The sequence below is a fragment of the Bradyrhizobium sp. HKCCYLRH3097 genome (genome assembly GCF_051167875.1).
Taxonomy (GTDB): domain Bacteria; phylum Pseudomonadota; class Alphaproteobacteria; order Rhizobiales; family Xanthobacteraceae; genus Bradyrhizobium.
This window is the reverse complement of the sequence record NZ_JBNPTX010000001.1, coordinates 1037373-1055266: the sequence shown is the minus strand read 5'-3', so window position 1 is coordinate 1055266 and position 17894 is coordinate 1037373. Positions and strand designations below refer to the sequence as shown.

Here is a 17894-nt window from a genome sequence, read left to right as displayed (position 1 = left end):
AACGCGCCGGGGCGACGTTGTGCGCGCGGCTTGATCAGGCCGCCGGCTTGGGCATCCTGTTGCGCGAGTTGCGCTGGAAGAACAGAGCCTGGCTGGCGACTGCCGACACCATGGCCGGCTGGAACGGCTTTGAGATCAGGAACGCCGGTTCGGGCCGCTCACCCGTGAGGAAGCGCTCCGGATAGGCGGTAATGAAGACCACCGGCACTTCGAAGGTGCGCAGCAGCTCGTTGACGGCATCCAGGCCGGACGAACCATCTGCGAGCTGAATATCAGCCAGGATCAGACCGGGCTTCTTGTTCTTGGCCAGAGCCACCGCGTCGGCATGGGTGCGGGCCACGCCGATCACGTTGTGACCGAGATTCTTGACGAGGCTCTCAAGGTCCATCGCGATGAAGGTCTCATCCTCGATGATCAGGACATCGGTGGCGATCTCGGCGGCGAGCTCACGTCCGGCTGCATCCGCCAGCCGGCGGGTTTCCGCGACGTCGATGTCGAGGATGAAGGCCACTTCCTCCTCGGGAAAACCCTCGAGCGAGAGCAGCAGGAAGGCCTGGCGGGGCAAGGGGGTGATGTTGGAGAGGCGCCGCTCCGGCGGCATCGGCAGAGTCGCCACTTCGGCGTCATCGTTGAGCGCCACCGAGTTCCAGATCTGCGTGAACAGCCGGAACAGCGCAGCCCGCGGGCCATAGCGCTCGTCCAGCAGAGCGGGATCCTGAATCAGCGCCTCGAGCATCGCTCCGACATAGGCGTCTCCGGAACCCTGGCTGCCGGTGAGGGCCCTCGCATACCGGCGCAACAGCGGCAAATGTTCAGCAACAAGCTGTGATCGGCTCATCCCCACTCCATTCGGTCATCTGGGCTTCCCGCCCGGGTTCCATGATGGGCTGATTACGCCCGAACCGACGAAAAGTTCCCCAAACGCGTGGAACTTTTATCGCCCCGTCGCATTAGTTCCCGACAGACCCTCTCGGTGGCGAGAATAATTCTTGAAGCTTCAGGGACTTAACTCTCGGGGAAACGTGGAAAAGGTCATGAAAGATGTAAAGTCTCAAGCCAGCAAGAATGCGGCACCGCGCAAGCCCGGCGGACTGAACGCGGAAATTCAATCCAGAATCGGTCATCAACTCCGCGCGATGTACGACGACGTCGTCCGTCAGGGAGTGCCGGACCGCTTCGCGGAACTGGTGCGGAAGCTTGATGCGCCGGCAGCACAGTCCCACGTGGAGAACGGCGGGGGATCCAACGACCAAACCGACGGGAGGGAGTGAATGCCTCTCACTGATTCCTTGCGGGACGATATCCTCGCGGCCGTCCCCAGCCTTCGCGCATTTGCGATTTCCTTGAGTGGTAACAGCGATCGTGCCGACGACCTCGTGCAGGAAACCCTGCTCCGGGCGCTGGCCAACATCGACTCGTTTCAACCGGGATCGAATCTGCCTGCCTGGCTGTTCACGATCCTGCGCAACCTGTTCCGATCCGACTACCGCAAACGCCGGCGCGAAGTGGAGGATGCCGAAGGGAACTACGCCAAGACGCTCAAGACGCATCCCTCGCAGGGCGCGCATCTCGAGTTCGAGGAGTTCCGCGCGGCGCTCGAGAAGCTGCCTCAGGACCAGCGCGAGGCGCTGATCCTGGTCGGTGCATCGGGCTTCTCCTACGAGGATGCGGCAGCGATCTGCGGCTGCGCGGTGGGCACCATCAAGAGCCGCGTGAACCGCGCGCGCTCGAAGCTGGCAGCGCTGCTCTATGTCGAAGGCGCCGAGGATTTCGGCCCGGACGAGACCGTGCGGGCGGTGATCGGCGGCAGCGGCGGCTGATCAGCCAAGCCGTCGCAAACGAACCAGCAAAGAGGCGGCTCGCGAAAGAGCCGCCTCTTCTTGTTGTTGTTGATCACTTGCACTCGGGCATCGTGCGCCCTGGCATCCTGTTTGCCGACGAGCGCTGCGGCTATCGCGCCGGATGCACCGGCGCGGAGAATTGCTCGGTGCGATCGCGCTCGGTCATGTCGATCACCGTCTCCATCGGAGCGGTCAGCTCATACACATAGCTCGCCTCGGTGAAGAAGCGCTTTGACGTGCCGCCGAGCGCCTCCGGTGCCACGCGATCGAGCAGGATCAGTCCGAAATCGCTGTCCGGCCGCCGCGTTGCTTCACTGGTGTTCAATTCCTCCCAACGGAAGTGGAAGACGGCATTCGGCTCCTCGCCGGTCACCTCCCATTTGGCGGTGATGTGCGGGTGCTTTCCCACGAGCGAGAGGCCTTCGTCCGAGTGCGAGGCGAGTTCGAAAAACAGCAGCGAGAGGCTCTGCGCGGCACGCGCGCTCACGGTGATGTCGGGTCCGTTGACCGCAATCCTGTCCGCATGCGGGATCGCGCGAGCTTCGAACAGTCCGCGCAATTGCACGCCTTGCCATTGGCTCTCGCTGAGCAGCGTGACGACGTTCGACATCGCATGGATCCGTCCGATCAGCAGCTCGCGTGCGACGTCCATGTCGCTGCCATGACGCAGCGTGCGCGTCACGATGGATTGGATCACCGCCAGGATGTTCTTGACCCGGTGGTTCAGCTCGTCGATGACCGCCGTCAGTCGGCGCTCGAAGCCGATCCGCACCTGGATTTCGCGGCTCAGGCGCAGATTGTTGTAGGCGACGTAGCCGAACAGGCCGCAGATGATACCGGTCAGCGCCATCCCGATGACGCCGACGATCGCCGCGGTCTGTTGCGCGCGCCGGACCGCATTGCCCTTGGCGTAATAGACCAGCGACCAGTCGTGATTGCCGAAGGCCACGGTGCGGGTCGACGACGGAGCAGGATCGTCGGGCCTGCGGGTCCGGCTCGTCACCGCCCCCTGGTCGTTGGCAACCAGCTCATCCGAGGCGTTGCGCGGATCCTTCAACGCCACCGAGAACAACGACAGATCGTCATTGGTGAGCAGCAGTGGCCCGATCTCGTAGGAAAACGTCACGAAGCCCGCCGGCGCAGTGGCACCTTGCGGGACGACCGGGGCTGCCAGCACGATCCCGATCGGACCATCGCTCCGCACCAGCGGAGTGGGATCGGATGCGACCGGCTTGCCCTCGGCCATGGCACGCGCGAGCATCGGTCCGACGATCGGCTGCCGGTCGAGTGCGATACCGGGAAGCTTCGAGGTCTCGGCATTGCGTGGCTCGAGATCCATCAGAACGTCCAACGGACGATCGACGTTCGGCCCGAGCGGCATGTCGTCGAAATTGCGAATGGTTGGATTCGGGAAGCCAGCCTGACGCAGCTCGGCTTGCGCGATGGGGAGCTCATCCGGCCGCAGCCGTGCGATCCACGACGCCACCACGAAGTCGGTCTTGAACGCGTAGATCGACGATCGCAGCGGCTCCAGCATATTGGCCTTGATCACGGAGGGAGCGCGGAACAGCCCGGAGGCCACCCGGGCCAGCAGCTCACGTTCGGTCAGCCGGTCCTGGACGAGGCTGGCATGGACGTCGATGGCACGGGCCAGCGCAATGCGATCGAGCGCCAGCTCCTGGTCGTGTACGCGATAGGCGGCCAAGCCGGACAGCGCCGTCCCGACCAGCGCGATCAAACCGATGATGACACCCAGCCGGAGCACTCGTTCACTCTGAAGTAAAGGGTTGGCGAAGGAGGAGACGAGTCATCCAATAACCGGGCCTGCAACTCAAGGACGCACCTCGGGGCGATCGGAAGTGATCGGAGCGATCAGCGGATAGCGATCCCAGGATACCAGTGCATCGGCGCCGAGACGCCTTGGGCAAGGCGCACCCCGGGTCGAGGCAACACCCGAGGGGTCAAGTTGTTCCGGCCGGATGAGGCTTTTTTGCGTCGGTCATTCCAGCAGACGCATCGAGCAACGAAGAGCCGTGCGACGCAGATCCGTCCCCGCGCTCAGGCCGACGGCTTCAGACCGCCCTTGGCTTCGATGAAGCCGATGATCCGGTCAAGCCCCTGGCTCTTCTTCAGGTTGGTCATGACGAAGGGCCGTGAGCCGCGCATGCGCTTGGCATCCGTCTCCATCTTCTCCAGAGAAGCGCCCACATGGGGTGCCAAGTCAATCTTGTTGATCACCAGAAGGTCGGAGCGGGTGATACCCGGTCCGCCCTTCGACGGGATCTTGTCGCCCGCCGCGACGTCGATGACGTAGATCGTGATATCGGCGAGTTCCGGCGAGAACGTTGCGGCGAGGTTGTCGCCGCCCGACTCGATCAACACCAGGTCGAGTCCGGGAAACTTGGCTCGCATGTCGGCCACGGCGGCGAGGTTCATGGACGCGTCCTCGCGGATCGCAGTATGCGGGCAGCCGCCGGTCTCCACGCCGGCGATACGATCCGGAGTCAGCGATCCCGAGCGAACGAGAAACTCCGCGTCCCACTTGGTGTAGATGTCGTTGGTGATCGCAGCGATGTCGTAGTGCTCCCGCATCGACTTGCAGAGCAGATCCATCAACGCAGTCTTGCCGGACCCGACCGGGCCACCGACGCCAACGCGGAGCGGACCGTGAGACGATGCCATGTCATTTATCCTTCTGTCGTGCGCGCGACCGCGCGGGGCCGTGATCGAGCAGCCGTTGCCCCGCTTCATCACGACCGAAACAGCCTTGTATATTGCGTCTCGTGATGAAGGCTTGCGAGATCGGAGCGGAACGTTGCGCCGCCGATGTGATCGAGCGAGGCGAGCAGAGCGCGGTCCGCCGTCGCGGCGACGACAGGTTCCAACGCGGCGAGCACGCGCTGGCTGTCGGTCTGCCCCAACGGTACGAGACGACTGCCGGCGGAAATCCAGTTCGACGTCAGGGCGTGCAGAAAGCCGTGCAGCAGGGGTCCCAGAGGAACGCCGTGAAGCGCGCCGACCAGCCCCACGGCGACCGGATAGACGATGGTCTCACAGCGCGCCACCGCCTCGTCGAGGCCTGCGCAGTTCCAGGCGGACCGCGCGATCTCGATGAAGGCCCGGCCCTGCGCGGTGGTTTCGAGCTGACGCTCGCGCGACGGTACGAACGCGGCCGCAAGCTCGGCCACCTCGCGGAGGCTGGCCATATCGTCGAGCTCGACCGCGCGATACGCGTGCGCGAGGAAAGCCGCGTCGCAGAAGCCGGAGCCGTTGGTCAGCATCGTCGCGAGCCAGCCGCGCAGCTCCGCCGCATCGCCGATGTCGCCTGCCTCCACGGCCCATTCGATGCCGCTCGAATAGGAGAAGCCGCCGATCGGAAACGCCGGCGACAGCCATGTCAGCAGCCGATACAGCGCAGCCGAATCCGCGGCCCTGATTGCAGCCGGCCGAGCCCCCTCCTCATTTGTGCTCATGAGCATGGGAATGACCGTGATCGTGATGGTCATGGCCGCAGTGCTCGTCATGCACGTGATGATCATGTGCATGGCCGTCGTCGTGGCCGTGATGCGCGTGATCGTGCCCGGCATGATCGTGATGATGATCGTGACCGTGGTGATCATGATCATCGTGGCCGTGCGCATGGCTGGGCTCGGCGTAGGCGCCGCCTTCCGGATCGAACGGTGCCTCGATCTCGATGACGCGCGCGCCGAGACCCTTGACCATGGCCTCGATCACGTGGTCGCGGCGGATGCGCAGGCTCTTGGCCATGATCTGCGTCGGCAGGTGCCGGTTGCCGAGGTGCCAGGCCAGCCGCACCAGATGATGCGGATCGGAAGCCCGGATCTCGAGCAGCGGCTCGGCCGCCGCCACGACCTCGATCAGCCGGCCGTCCTCCAGCACCAGGGCATCGCCACCGCGCAATGCGGTAGCGTGCTCGAGGTCCAGCAGAAACTCCAGCCCACGCGTTCCGGTCATCACCAGCCGCCGCCGGTGCCGGTCATCGAAATCGAGCAGGACGGAATCGGCGGCAGCCTCCTTCCAACGATGCTGCCCGAGCACGCGTGTCGCGCGGATCATGCTGAAACTCTCATTCTCTTATTGCGCTCACTCTTATTCCGCTCAGCGGACATCGACCTTCTCAGGCGTGATGATCTCGATCTTCGGCGGGGCCGACATGCATTTGACCGCGACGCGCCCGAACGTCTTCATGTGCTCGGTCGCGCGGTGCGGCACCAAGGCCTCGGCGTTCTCCCACTGCTCGACGAAGACCATCTTGCTCGGGTCGGTGACGCTCTCATGCAAATCATAGGCGATATTGCCGGGTTCTTTGCGGGTCCCCGCAATGCAGGCAGCCGCAGCGGCGATGAATTCCGCACGGGTTTCGGGCTTGATGGTCAAGGTGGCAACGACATAGATCACGAACTCGTCCTCCCGGTACTTTTCTGGTTCTGGTACCGGGCGGAAGCTTAGTACATGAAGTAGCGCTGCGCCATGGGCAGCACCTCGGCCGGCTCGCAGGTCAGGAGCTCGCCGTCGGCCCGCACCTCGTATGTCTCCGGATCGACCTCGATGTTGGGCGTCGCATCATTGTGGATCATGCTCTTCTTCGAGATCCTGCCGCGGGTGTTCTGCACCGCGTAGAGCTTCTTCGAAAGGCCGAGCTTGCGGGCGAGCCCGCCGGTGATGGCCGCCTTCGAGGTGAAGATCACGGACGAAGCCGTCAACGACTTGCCGAACGCGCCGAACATCGGCTGGTAATGCACCGGCTGCGGGGTCGGGATCGAGGCGTTCGGATCGCCCATGGGCGCGGCGACGATGGTGCCGCCCTTGATGACGCAGTCCGGCTTGACGCCGAAGAAGGCGGGCGACCACAGCACGAGGTCGGCGAGCTTGCCCTTCTCGACCGAGCCGATCAGCTTCGACACGCCATGCGCAATCGCCGGGTTGATCGTGTATTTGGCGATGTAGCGCTTGACGCGGAAATTGTCGTTGTCCTTGCCCTTGTCCTGCGGCAGCGCGCCGCGCTGCTTCTTCATCTTGTCGGCGGTCTGCCAGGTCCGGATGATGACCTCGCCGAGCCGGCCCATCGCCTGCGAATCCGATGACATCATCGAGAGCGCGCCGAGATCGTGCAGGATGTCCTCCGCCGCGATCGTCTCCTTGCGGATGCGGCTCTCGGCAAAGGCGAGATCCTCGGCGATCGACGGATCGAGATGGTGGCACACCATCAGCATGTCCAGATGCTCGTCGATGGTGTTGCGCGTGAACGGACGCGTCGGGTTGGTCGACGACGGCAGCACGTTCTTCAGCCCGGCGACCTTGATGATATCAGGCGCGTGCCCGCCGCCGGCGCCTTCGGTGTGGAAGGCGTGGATGGTGCGGCCCTTGAAGGCCTTGATCGTATCCTCGACGAAGCCCGACTCGTTCAGCGTGTCCGAGTGCAGCATCACCTGGACGTCGTGATCGTCGGCGACCGAGAGACAATTGTCGATCGCCGCCGGCGTCGTGCCCCAGTCCTCGTGCAGCTTCAGCGCACAGGCACCGGCCTTGACCATCTCGACCAGCGCGGCCGGGCGCGACGCATTGCCCTTGCCGGAGATGCCGAGGTTCACAGGAAACGCATCGAACGACTGCATCATCCGCCCGATGTGCCACGGGCCGGGCGTGCAGGTGGTCGCGAAGGTGCCGTGCGACGGGCCGGTGCCGCCGCCGAGCAGGGAGGTGACGCCCGACATCAGCGCGTGCTCGATCTGCTGTGGGCAGATGAAATGGATGTGGCTGTCGAAGCCGCCGGCGGTGAGGATCTTGCCCTCGCCCGCGATCACGTCGGTGCCGGGGCCGATCACGATGGTGACGCCGGGCTGGATGTCCGGATTGCCGGCCTTGCCGATCGCTGAGATCATGCCCTCTTTGATCGCGACGTCGGCCTTCACGACACCCCAGTGATCGACGATGAGCGCATTGGTGATGACCGTGTCGGCGGCGCCCTGCTTGTTGGTCGCCTGCGACTGGCCCATGCCGTCACGGATGACCTTGCCGCCGCCGAACTTCACCTCCTCGCCATAGGTGGTGAAGTCCTTCTCGACCTCGATGATCAGGTCGGTGTCGGCGAGCCGGACCTTGTCGCCGGTCGTGGGACCGAACATGTCGGCGTAGACGGAACGCTTGATCTTGACGGACATCGTTGGCCCCCAATTAGCTCTGCTTGTCGTGATGTCGAGACACCGGCGATCGGCTCACAGCGTTCCCCGCGCATTCGCAACCGTCTCATCGAACAGCACATCGAGCCGCGGGTTGACACCGCGGCAGCCGGCGACGACCTGCTCGGCCCAGCCGAGATACTCCATCAGCTCGAGCTGCTGCTCCAGGTCCGGCTCGAAGAAGATGCGGGCGCGGATGTTGCTGATCTTGTCGGCGATCTTGATCTGCTTGGCACCAGCGGACTTGCCGGGCGCGGCGATGACCTGGACCTGGCGCCGCTCGCTCTTCGGCAGGGTCATGTCATCAGTGACTTCCACGACGAGGTCGGCGACACGACACCCAAAGCGCTCCGCCAGCTCATCAGCGGCCGTATCGGTGTCCTCGATGGTGTCGTGCAGCCAGCCTGCCGCGACGAGCTCGGCATCCTCGCCGTCGCAGGTTGCCGACAGGATGTTTGCGACCTCGGCGAGATGATTGATGTAAGGCTCATCGTCGCGGCCCTTGCGCTGCTGGCCGGCGTGACGGCGCGCCGCCAGCTCGGCGGCTTCGGAAACGAGGCACAATCCGGTCAGCATCGGCTTACAACTTGCCCATGACGTCGCCGCGGAAGCCATAGACCATGCGCTTGCCGGCGAGCGCGACCAGTTGCACGTCGCGGGTCTGGCCCGGCTCGAAGCGCACGGCCGTGCCGGCCGCGATGTCGAGCCGCATGCCGCGCGCGCGTCTGCGGTCGAACTTCAGCGCCGGATTGGTCTCGAAGAAATGGTAGTGCGAGCCGACCTGGATCGGCCGGTCGCCGGTGTTCGCGACCGACAGGGTCACGGTCTTGCGGCCGGCATTGAGCTCGATCTCGCCGTCTTGGATGAAGAGTTCGCCGGGGATCATGAGTTACCTCGCAGGTTTCCATGCGTCATGGCCGGGCTTGACCCGGCCATCCACGTTTTTCCATTCAGATCGAACAGCGTGGATGCCCGGGTCAAGCCCGGGCATGACGACCGAAAGAGTTGGGCTCGCTTCACCGGATCGGCTCGTGCACCGTGACCAGCTTGGTGCCGTCCGGAAACGTCGCCTCGACCTGGATGTCGTGGATCATCTCGGGGATGCCGGGCATCACTTGATCACGGGTCAGGACCTGGGCGCCGGCCTGCATCAGCTCGGCCACGGTGCGGCCGTCACGCGCGCCTTCCAGGATGAAGTCGGAGATGATCGCGACCGCTTCGGGGTGGTTCAGCTTGACGCCGCGATCGAGCCTGCGGCGGGCCACGATGGCGGCCATCGAGATCAGGAGCTTGTCCTTTTCGCGGGGAGACAGGTTCATGCGGACTCTCTGGTGATGGTCTTCTGGTAGTCATCAGTTGGTAAACGTCTAGTTGAGCCACAGCCGCGGCAGCGGTCCATTCGAAGCACAGCCGAGCACCGCCATCATGTCGGCGCGCAGGCTTGCGGCATCTTGGGCACAGAAGCGGGCCATTGCAAATCCATTCCAGGCCGACAGCGCGACCTCTCCCCGGAAGGCCGGCAGGCTCTCTCGGATGCGCTCGACCAGCGCGGCGTCGCCCGGCACGATCAGCGCGGTCCCGATGGCCGCGCCGCCGTTGGCGATGGCCGGCTGCGCCAGCTTGTCGCCGATGTCGCCGTCGAGGCGGACCGTCTCGGCGAACACCAGCTTGCCGCCGCGCCGCACCCGCCAGCGATCGACGAACTCGCCCTCGCGCATGCGCTCGCCCATGGCCGTGCGGCCGAGCACGACGATCTCGCACAACAACAGCGAGGCGGTATCGGCAAGGTCGATGTCGATCCGGCGATGGATGCGAGAGCGGTCGAACAGGATGGTCTCCTGCGGCAGCCAGGAGATGTGGGCACCCGCATGGGCGGTCAGCGCGATATCGAGCTCTGCGGGCTTGCCAGCGGCGCGATAGACCTTTTCGGCCGCGGCGCTCGACAGCGTGACGCGGCTGCCCTCGCCGGCCGCGACCTCGATCGCAAAGCGGTCGCCGCCGGCGATGCCGCCGGCCGTGTTGACGAACATCGCCGACAGGCCATCGTCCTCGGGCGAGGGAAAGCGCACCCGCAGCGAGCCGGATTCATGCAGATGATGGCGCCGCGTCACGCCGTCCTGCAGCCGCACGTCGAAGCGCACCGCGCCTCGGGCGCGGTTGGCCTCGAAGATGTCGGCAGCGGCGCTGGCGGGATCGGCCCGCATCGATCCCCTCCCCTGGGACCAGACGCGGGCGAGACCGCGTCGAGAAGCTACGTGATGATCACAGCGCCATCTGGCGGCTGATCTCGGCCTGATCGAGATTGGCGCGGGTGCAGGTGAACTTCACCGCGCCGCGATCCATGACGGCGAAGTTGTCGCCGAGTTCGCAGGCAAAGTCGAGATACTGCTCGACCAGGACGATCGCGATATTGCCGAGATTGCGCAGATACGAGATCGCCCGGCCGATGTCCTTGATGATCGAGGGCTGGATGCCCTCGGTCGGCTCGTCGAGAAGCAGGAGCTTTGGCCGCATCACCATGGCACGGCCGATCGCAAGCTGCTGCTGCTGGCCGCCGGAAAGATCGCCGCCGCGGCGGCCGAGCATCGATTCCAGCACCGGAAACAGCGAGAACACGTCGTCCGGGATGCTGCGATCGCTGCGCTTCAGCGGTCCGAAGCCGGTCTTGAGGTTCTCCTCCACCGTGAGCAGCGGGAAGATCTCGCGACCCTGCGGCACAAAGCCGATGCCCTTGCGCGCCCGTTCATAGGGCTTGAGATGGGTGATGTCGGCGCCATCGAAGGTGATGCTGCCGGAGGCCAGCGGATATTGTCCGACCAGCGCCCGCAGCAGCGAGGTCTTGCCGACGCCGTTGCGCCCGAGCACGCAGGTGACCTTGCCGGGCTCCGCCGCGATCGAGACGCCGCGCAGCGCCTGGGCGGCGCCGTAATAGAGGTTGATGTCCTTGACGTCCAACATCGCCTAGCGCCCCAGATACACTTCGATCACCCGATCGTTCGACGACACCTGATCGATGGTGCCCTCGGCCAGCACCGTGCCTTCGTGGAGGCAGGTGACCTTGACGCCGAGCTCGCGCACGAAGGTCATGTCGTGCTCGACGACCATGACGGTATGATCCTCGTTGATTTCCTTGAGCAGCTCAGCCGTCTGATGCGTCTCGACGTCGGTCATTCCAGCGACCGGTTCGTCGACCAGCAGCAGCTTCGGGTCCTGTGCCAGGAGCATGCCGATCTCCAGCCACTGCTTCTGGCCGTGCGACAGGCTGCCGGCGAGCTTGCGTCTGGCATCCTTGAGCCGCACGGTCTCGAGCACCCGGTCGATCTGCTCGGACTCGCTCCTCGAGCCGCGCCAGAACAGCGTGCCCTTGACGCTGTGATCGACATTGAGCGCGAGCAGCAGGTTGTCCTCGACCGACTGGCTCTCGAACACCGTCGGCTTCTGAAACTTGCGGCCGATCCCGAGCTCGGCGATGCGGGTCTCGTCGAGGCGGGTGAGATCCGTCTTGCCGTCGAACAGCACCGTGCCCTCGTCGGGCTTGGTCTTGCCGGTGATGATGTCCATCATCGTGGTCTTGCCGGCCCCGTTCGGGCCGATGATGGCGCGCATCTCGCCGGGCTCGAGCGTCAGCGAGAGATTGTTGATGGCGTGGAAGCCGTCGAACGAGACGTGCACGCCGTCGAGATAGAGCAGCGACGACGTCGCGCGGGTGTCCATCACGTTCATGCGCTCACTCCGCCATCTTGGGTTCGGTGACGCCGTCCTCGCGGGCGGCGCTCTCGGCGTTCAGCCTCCTGCTGCCGAGCTGATCCCACCAGGAATTGAAGGTGCCGATGATGCCTTTGGGCAGCAGCAGAGTGACGAGCACGAACAATGCGCCGAGCATGAACAGCCAGTAGGGCGCCAGCACGCCCGAGGTGAAGAACGTCTTCGCGTAGTTCACGACGACGGCGCCGAGCGCAGCACCTACGAGCGTGCCTCGGCCGCCGACCGCGACCCAGATCACGGCCTCGATCGAATTGCCGGGCGCGAACTCGGATGGGTTGATGATGCCGACCTGAGGAACGTAGAGCGCGCCTGCGACGCCGGCCATGCACGCCGACAGCGTGAACACGAACAGCTTGTAGGACTCGACACGATAACCGAGGAAACGCGTCCGCGACTCGGCGTCGCGGATCGCGATCAGCACCTTGCCGAGCTTCGACGACACAACGGCCCGGCAGATCAGGAACGCCAGAATGAGCGCGAGACAGCTCAGCGCGAACAGCGCGGCGCGGGTGCCTTCCGCCTGGACGTTGAAGCCGAGGATGTCCTTGAAGTCCGTCAGGCCGTTGTTGCCGCCGAAGCCGAAATCATTGCGGAAGAAGGCGAGCAGCAGCGCGTAGGTCATCGCCTGGGTGATGATCGACAGATACACGCCGGTGACGCGCGAGCGGAAGGCGAGCCAGCCGAAGCAGAAGGCGAGCAGGCCGGGCACCACGAGCACCATCAAAGCCGCGAACCAGAACATGTCGAAGCCGTGCCAGTACCAGGGCAGCTTGGAATAATTCAGGAACACCATGAAGTCCGGCAGGATCGGATTGCCATAGACGCCCCGGGTGCCGATCTGGCGCATCAGATACATGCCCATCGCATAGCCGCCGAGCGCGAAGAACGCGCCGTGACCGAGCGAGAGGATGCCGCAATAACCCCAGATCAGGTCGATGGAGAGCGCCAGGATCGCGTAGCAGACATATTTTCCCCACAGCGCGACCAGATAGGTCGGCACCTGCAGCGCCGAACCGGCCGGCAGCAGCAGGTTGGACAGCGGGATCAGCACGCCGCAGGCGGCGACGACGAGCACGAAGACGGTCGCAGCGCGGTCCAGCGACCGGGTGAGGACGTGCGGCATCATGCTTCCACCGCCCGGCCCTTGAGCGCGAACAGCCCGCGCGGGCGCTTTTGAATGAACAGGATGATCAGCACCAGGATCGCGATCTTGCCGAGCACGGCGCCGGCGACCGGCTCCAGGAACTTGTTGGCAATGCCGAGCGTGAAGGCGCCGACCAAGGTGCCCCAGAGATTGCCGACGCCGCCGAACACCACGACCATGAAGGAGTCGATGATGTAGCTCTGGCCGAGATTCGGACTGACATTGTCGATCTGCGACAGCGCCACCCCGGCGATGCCGGCAATACCGGAGCCGAGCCCGAAGGTGAGCGCATCGACCCGCGAGGTCGCGATGCCCATCGACGCCGCCATGCGCCGGTTCTGCGTCACTGCACGCATCTCCAGGCCGAGCGCGGTGTAACGCAGCATCGCCAGCAGGATGGCGAACACGGCCATCGTGAAGCAGAGGATCCAGAGCCGGTTGTAGGTGATGGTGATCTGGCCGAGTTCGAACGCACCGCTCATCCAGGAGGGATTGCCGACCTCGCGGTTGGTCGGACCGAACGCCGTGCGCACCGCCTGCTGCAGGATCAGCGACAGGCCCCAGGTGGCGAGCAGCGTCTCCAGCGGACGCCCGTAGAGGAAGCGAATGATGGTACGCTCGATCAGCACGCCGATCGCGCCGGCCACCAGGAAGGCGAGCGGGACGGCAATCAGCAGCGAATAGTCGAACAGCGCCGGGTAGCGCGTGCGGATGACCTCCTGGACGACGAAGGTGGTGTAGGCGCCGAGCATCACCATCTCACCATGGGCCATGTTGATGACACCCATGACGCCGAAGGTGATGGCAAGGCCGATGGCCGCCAGCAGCAGCACCGAGCCGAGCGACAGGCCGTACCAGGCGTTCTGCACGCCGGACCAGATTGCGAGCGAGCTCTGGATCGACGAGATCGCGCTCGCCGCGGCCTTGGCGACGGTTGCCGGCTGGTCCGCGCCGCCGATCTCCGTCAGCAGCGCCAGGGCTTCCTGGTCGCCGCGCGCCCTCACGGTGGCGACGGCTTCGAGCTTGTCGACCTCGCTGGCGTCAGACTTGAACAGGAGGATGGCGGCACGCGCCTCGGTCAGCGCCTGCTTCACGGCGCGATTGGTTTCCTTGGCGAGCGCCGACTCCACCGTCGGCAACGTCGCCTCGTCATGCGACTTGAACACCGATCTTGCGGCGGTCAGGCGCGTGTTGGTATCCGGCGACAGCAGCGTCAAACCACCGAGCGCGGCATCGACGCTGCGGCGCAGCCGGTTGTTGAGGCTGACGGCGGCGGCATTGTCGGGCAGTTTGTCGACGGCGGCGCCGGTGGCAGCATCGATGATCCTGCCGTCGGCCTGCTTGATGAAGACCTTCTTGGTGTCGGCATCGAACATCAGCCGCTCGTCCTGGAGCGCGCTGATGATCGGGAAAGCCAGCGGGTTGCCCGACACGGCGATCTCGCCGACGGCCTCGTCCGTGTCCGAGAAATCATCGTTCGCGAACTTCGCGACGGACTCTTCGAAACTGGCTGCGAAGGCGGGAACGGAAACGGCGATCAGGGCGAGCAAAACAAGCAGACGGCGAATGATCGCCAGAAAAAGAGCAGGCACTGGACAACCCCGGCAGGAGTTCAGGAGGTCAGGAGAAGGCGGCAACATCGCCGCCTTCTCCTGTCGTCATGGTCGCGTCAGGTCGAGATCAGGAGCCCGAGCCCAGGCACTTGTTGGTCTTGACGTTGAAATTGCCGCACTTCTTGCCGACCCAGTCGCCGATCAGGTCCTTCGAGCCCTCGAGCTCCTTCGACCAGGCGTCGCCGGGGACGAGGTCCTTGGTCTTGTAGACGACACTGAACTGGCCATCGCCCTTGATCTCGCCGATGAACACCGGCTTGGTGATGTGGTGGTTCGGCAGCATCTTCGACACGCCGCCGGTCAGATTCGGCGCCTCGGTGCCCGGGAGAGCGTCGATGACCTTGTCCGGATCGGTCGACTTCACCTTCTCCACCGCCTTCACCCACATGTTGAAGCCGATCACATGCGCTTCCATCGGGTCGTTGGTCACGCGCTTCGGGTTCTTGGTGTAGGCCTGCCAATCCTTGATGAACTTCTCGTTGGCCGGGGTCTTGATCGACTCGAAATAGTTCCAGGCGGCGAGATGGCCGACCAGCGGCTTGGTGTCGATGCCGGCGAGCTCTTCCTCACCCACCGAGAACGCGACGACCGGAATGTCCTTGGCCTTGATGCCCTGGTTGCCGAGCTCCTTGTAGAATGGAACGTTGGCGTCGCCGTTGATGGTCGAGACCACGGCGGTCTTCTTGCCGGCCGAGCCGAACTTCTTGATGTCGGCGACGATCGTCTGCCAGTCGGAGTGACCGAACGGCGTGTAGTTGATCATGATGTCGTCCTGAGCCACGCCCTTGGACTTCAGGTAGGCTTCCAGGATCTTGTTGGTGGTGCGCGGATAGACGTAGTCGGTCCCGGCCAGCACCCAGCGCTTCACCTTCTCTTCCTTCATCAGGTAGTCGACCGCCGGGATCGCCTGCTGGTTCGGCGCCGCACCGGTGTAGAACACGTTGCGCTCGCTCTCCTCGCCCTCGTACTGGACCGGGTAGAACAGGATGCTGTTGAGCTCCTTGAACACCGGCAGCACCGACTTGCGCGACACCGAGGTCCAGCAGCCGAACACGACCGCGACCTTGTCCTTGGTGATCAGCTCACGCGCCTTCTCGGCGAACAGCGGCCAGTTCGAAGCGGGGTCGACCACGACGGCCTCGAGCTTCTTGCCGAGTACGCCGCCCTTCTTGTTCTGTTCGTCGATCAAGAACAGGATCGTGTCCTTCAGCGTGGTCTCGCTGATGGCCATGGTGCCGGACAGAGAATGCAGAACGCCAATCTTGATGGTGTCGTCAGCGGCCTTGGCCGGGCCAAAGCCGGCTGCGCCGAGCGCCAGGCCGGCAGCAGCAGCCAGCCAGCGACGGCGGCTGAACGGCGCCGTTAATTCCCGAGTGAGTCGAGTAAGCATGAGGTAATATCTCCCTGACGCAGACCTGCTTCGCAGCCAAGGCGGCCGGCGGTCTGCGCAGGCAGAATCGCAAGAAGTGTGCCATGCCGTGCACATCTGGTAAGGCATTGACATAAAAGTGGAACTGGGCGTTCTCGCAGAGAGGTACCGCGACCTTCTGCTGCCGGATTGAGCAAGCAAGATGATTAATCAGATGGCATACAGCGCAGGATTTGTGCACTTTGTTTTGAATGGCTAAATTTAAAGCAGCCGAGTACCACCCGGAAAGCCAATCCGTTGCGCACCGGCCTTGAAAGTGCCGTCCATCTGTTCCATATAGCTGGTAGATCAAGGCGAATCGGCCGGATCTTTGCAAGCCGCGTGTTCTTTAGCTCGACCAGAGCTTCTGGCTTCGCATTCTCACCCATCCAATCTAGGCGCTCCAAACACGCGGGTGTCTCTCAACCACCCACCCGCGTCCGGCTGCCTGCCGACACGGGCCTTATCCTCTTATGGAAAGCCCCATCTTTTGACATCCTTCCAGGATTTTAACCTCGCCGACGCGCTGACGCGCGCGCTGAAGGAAGAGAACTACACCACCCCTACCCCGATCCAGGCCCAGACCATCCCGCTCGCGCTCGAAGGCCGCGACGTGATCGGCATCGCCCAGACGGGAACCGGCAAAACGGCCTCGTTTGCGCTGCCGATCCTGCACCGCTTGCTGCTGAACCGGATCAAGCCGCAGCCGAAGACGGCACGCGTGCTGGTGCTGAGCCCGACCCGCGAATTGTCGGGTCAGATCCTCGACAGCTTCAACACCTATGGCCGGCACATCCGGCTGAGCTCGGCGCTCGCGATCGGCGGCGTGCCGATGGGGCGCCAGGTCCGCGCTATCATGCCCGGCCTCGAAGTGCTGGTTGCCACCCCTGGCCGGTTGCTCGATCTGGTTCAGAGCAACGCTTTGAAGCTGACCCATGTCGAGTTCCTGGTGCTCGATGAAGCCGACCGCATGCTCGACATGGGCTTCATCAACGACATCCGGAAGATCGTGGCCAAGCTGCCGATCAAGCGGCAGACGCTGTTCTTCTCGGCCACCATGCCTAAGGACATCGCCGAGCTCGCGGACGCCATGCTGCGCGACCCCGCGCGAGTCGCGGTGACCCCCGTCTCCTCGACGGTCGAGCGCATTGCCCAGCGCGTCATCCACGTTGACCACTCGGCCAAGCCGAACCTTCTGGCTCAGTTGCTCAAGCAGGAGCCGGTCAACCGCGCGCTGGTGTTCACCCGCACCAAGCACGGCGCCGACAAGGTCGTGAAGAGCCTCGAAAGAGCCGGCATCCCCGCCCAGGCGATTCACGGCAACAAGTCGCAGAACCACCGCGAGCGCACCCTGGCGGCGTTCCGCACCGGCGAGATCCGAACCCTGGTCGCAACCGACATCGCGGCCCGCGGCATCGACGTCGACGGCGTCAGCCATGTCGTCAATTTCGACCTGCCGAACGTGCCCGAGACCTACGTCCACCGGATCGGCCGCACGGCGCGCGCCGGCGCCGAGGGCGTTGCGATTTCGCTCGTGGCCGGATCGGACGAGCTGTCCTACCTTCGCGACATCGAACGGCTGATCAAGATCTCGCTGCCGCGCGACGATCGCCGCACGCCCGGCCTCCGCGAGGCCGCTGCACCGGCCAAGCCGCCTCAGCGCGGTGGCCGTCCTGGCATGCAGAATGCGCGGACCAACGACGGTGGCACCGCCGCAAAAGGCCCTCGCCGTCACCGTCGTTCCAATGCTAAGATGGCGCCTCTGCCAGGCAATCGTCAGGAGCCCCAGCGGCCGTCGCAAGGCGGCGGCAAGGCCGGGTCGATTCAAGGCGTTGCTTTCCTGCATCGCGAGGGCAGACCCAAAAACCACGCTCAAAACCGCAACCAACGGCCAAACTAGACGTCTATCGATCTGGAGAAAGA

Annotated in this window: 19 protein-coding genes; 3 read left to right on the top strand and 16 right to left on the bottom strand. The window is 64.4% G+C overall.

Annotated elements, in window-relative coordinates:
- Positions 1-34: 34 nt before the first annotated feature.
- On the bottom strand, positions 35-838 hold the full coding sequence (locus tag ACQR0U_RS04745) for a response regulator (protein ID WP_315713838.1): 804 nt from the start codon (positions 836-838) through the stop codon (positions 35-37).
- A 196-nt stretch (positions 839-1034) separates the two neighbouring features.
- Here ACQR0U_RS04745 and ACQR0U_RS04740 point away from each other — a divergent pair, with 196 nt between their 5' ends.
- Positions 1035-1271, top strand: coding sequence for a NepR family anti-sigma factor (locus ACQR0U_RS04740; RefSeq protein WP_315734569.1), 237 nt, complete (start codon positions 1035-1037; stop codon positions 1269-1271).
- Entirely contained in the window at positions 1272-1820 is a 549-nt protein-coding gene (locus ACQR0U_RS04735; protein ID WP_006612137.1) for a sigma-70 family RNA polymerase sigma factor, read from the top strand.
- 130 nt (positions 1821-1950) lie between these two features.
- On the opposite strand, the gene ACQR0U_RS04730 is transcribed toward ACQR0U_RS04735, so the two are convergent.
- The 15 genes from ACQR0U_RS04730 to urtA form a co-directional block, all read right to left on the bottom strand.
- On the bottom strand, positions 1951-3606 hold the full coding sequence (locus tag ACQR0U_RS04730; RefSeq protein ID WP_315713836.1) for a CHASE domain-containing protein: 1656 nt from the start codon (positions 3604-3606) through the stop codon (positions 1951-1953).
- Between the two features lie 293 nt (positions 3607-3899).
- Positions 3900-4523 carry an urease accessory protein UreG gene (ureG, locus tag ACQR0U_RS04725; protein ID WP_315713835.1) on the bottom strand — a complete coding sequence of 208 codons (624 nt, stop codon included), beginning with the start codon at positions 4521-4523 and terminating at the stop codon, positions 3900-3902.
- Between the two features lie 68 nt (positions 4524-4591).
- Positions 4592-5314 (bottom strand): urease accessory protein UreF, encoded by a 723-nt coding sequence (locus ACQR0U_RS04720; RefSeq protein ID WP_315714368.1) that lies wholly within the window; start codon positions 5312-5314, stop codon positions 4592-4594.
- Positions 5301-5918 carry an urease accessory protein UreE gene (gene ureE / locus ACQR0U_RS04715; protein WP_315713834.1) on the bottom strand — a complete coding sequence of 206 codons (618 nt, stop codon included), beginning with the start codon at positions 5916-5918 and terminating at the stop codon, positions 5301-5303. Before ureE ends, ACQR0U_RS04720 begins: the two co-directional genes overlap by 14 nt.
- Before the next feature lie 42 nt (positions 5919-5960).
- Positions 5961-6260 (bottom strand): putative quinol monooxygenase, encoded by a 300-nt coding sequence (locus tag ACQR0U_RS04710; RefSeq protein WP_315713833.1) that lies wholly within the window; start codon positions 6258-6260, stop codon positions 5961-5963.
- 47 nt (positions 6261-6307) lie between these two features.
- Positions 6308-8023 carry an urease subunit alpha gene (gene ureC / locus ACQR0U_RS04705; RefSeq protein ID WP_315713832.1) on the bottom strand — a complete coding sequence of 572 codons (1716 nt, stop codon included), beginning with the start codon at positions 8021-8023 and terminating at the stop codon, positions 6308-6310.
- A 54-nt stretch (positions 8024-8077) separates the two neighbouring features.
- Positions 8078-8617 (bottom strand): HD domain-containing protein, encoded by a 540-nt coding sequence (locus ACQR0U_RS04700; RefSeq protein WP_316193502.1) that lies wholly within the window; start codon positions 8615-8617, stop codon positions 8078-8080.
- Between the two features lie 4 nt (positions 8618-8621).
- Positions 8622-8927: an urease subunit beta gene (locus tag ACQR0U_RS04695; RefSeq protein WP_315713829.1), complete on the bottom strand. Its 306-nt coding sequence runs from the start codon at positions 8925-8927 to the stop codon at positions 8622-8624.
- A gap of 130 nt (positions 8928-9057) precedes the next feature.
- Entirely contained in the window at positions 9058-9360 is a 303-nt protein-coding gene (locus ACQR0U_RS04690; protein WP_315713828.1) for an urease subunit gamma, read from the bottom strand.
- A gap of 48 nt (positions 9361-9408) precedes the next feature.
- Positions 9409-10245 carry an urease accessory protein UreD gene (locus ACQR0U_RS04685; protein ID WP_316200332.1) on the bottom strand — a complete coding sequence of 279 codons (837 nt, stop codon included), beginning with the start codon at positions 10243-10245 and terminating at the stop codon, positions 9409-9411.
- A 58-nt stretch (positions 10246-10303) separates the two neighbouring features.
- The gene (urtE, locus tag ACQR0U_RS04680) at positions 10304-10999 is read right to left on the bottom strand and encodes an urea ABC transporter ATP-binding subunit UrtE (RefSeq protein WP_315713826.1); all 696 of its coding nucleotides are present in this window, start codon (positions 10997-10999) and stop codon (positions 10304-10306) included.
- A gap of 3 nt (positions 11000-11002) precedes the next feature.
- The gene (urtD, locus tag ACQR0U_RS04675; RefSeq protein ID WP_434872088.1) at positions 11003-11764 is read right to left on the bottom strand and encodes an urea ABC transporter ATP-binding protein UrtD; all 762 of its coding nucleotides are present in this window, start codon (positions 11762-11764) and stop codon (positions 11003-11005) included.
- Between the two features lie 4 nt (positions 11765-11768).
- Positions 11769-12932, bottom strand: a complete 1164-nt coding sequence (gene urtC / locus ACQR0U_RS04670; RefSeq protein ID WP_315713824.1) for an urea ABC transporter permease subunit UrtC — start codon at positions 12930-12932, stop codon at positions 11769-11771.
- On the bottom strand, positions 12929-14542 hold the full coding sequence (gene urtB, locus ACQR0U_RS04665; protein ID WP_410051200.1) for an urea ABC transporter permease subunit UrtB: 1614 nt from the start codon (positions 14540-14542) through the stop codon (positions 12929-12931). Before urtB ends, urtC begins: the two co-directional genes overlap by 4 nt.
- Positions 14543-14630: 88 nt before the next feature.
- Positions 14631-15953, bottom strand: coding sequence for an urea ABC transporter substrate-binding protein (gene urtA, locus ACQR0U_RS04660; RefSeq protein ID WP_315713823.1), 1323 nt, complete (start codon positions 15951-15953; stop codon positions 14631-14633).
- A gap of 508 nt (positions 15954-16461) precedes the next feature.
- Here urtA and ACQR0U_RS04655 point away from each other — a divergent pair.
- A complete protein-coding gene (locus tag ACQR0U_RS04655; protein ID WP_316191679.1) occupies positions 16462-17871 on the top strand; it encodes a DEAD/DEAH box helicase in 1410 nt (469 codons plus the stop codon).
- The last annotated feature ends 23 nt before the right edge of the window (positions 17872-17894 follow it).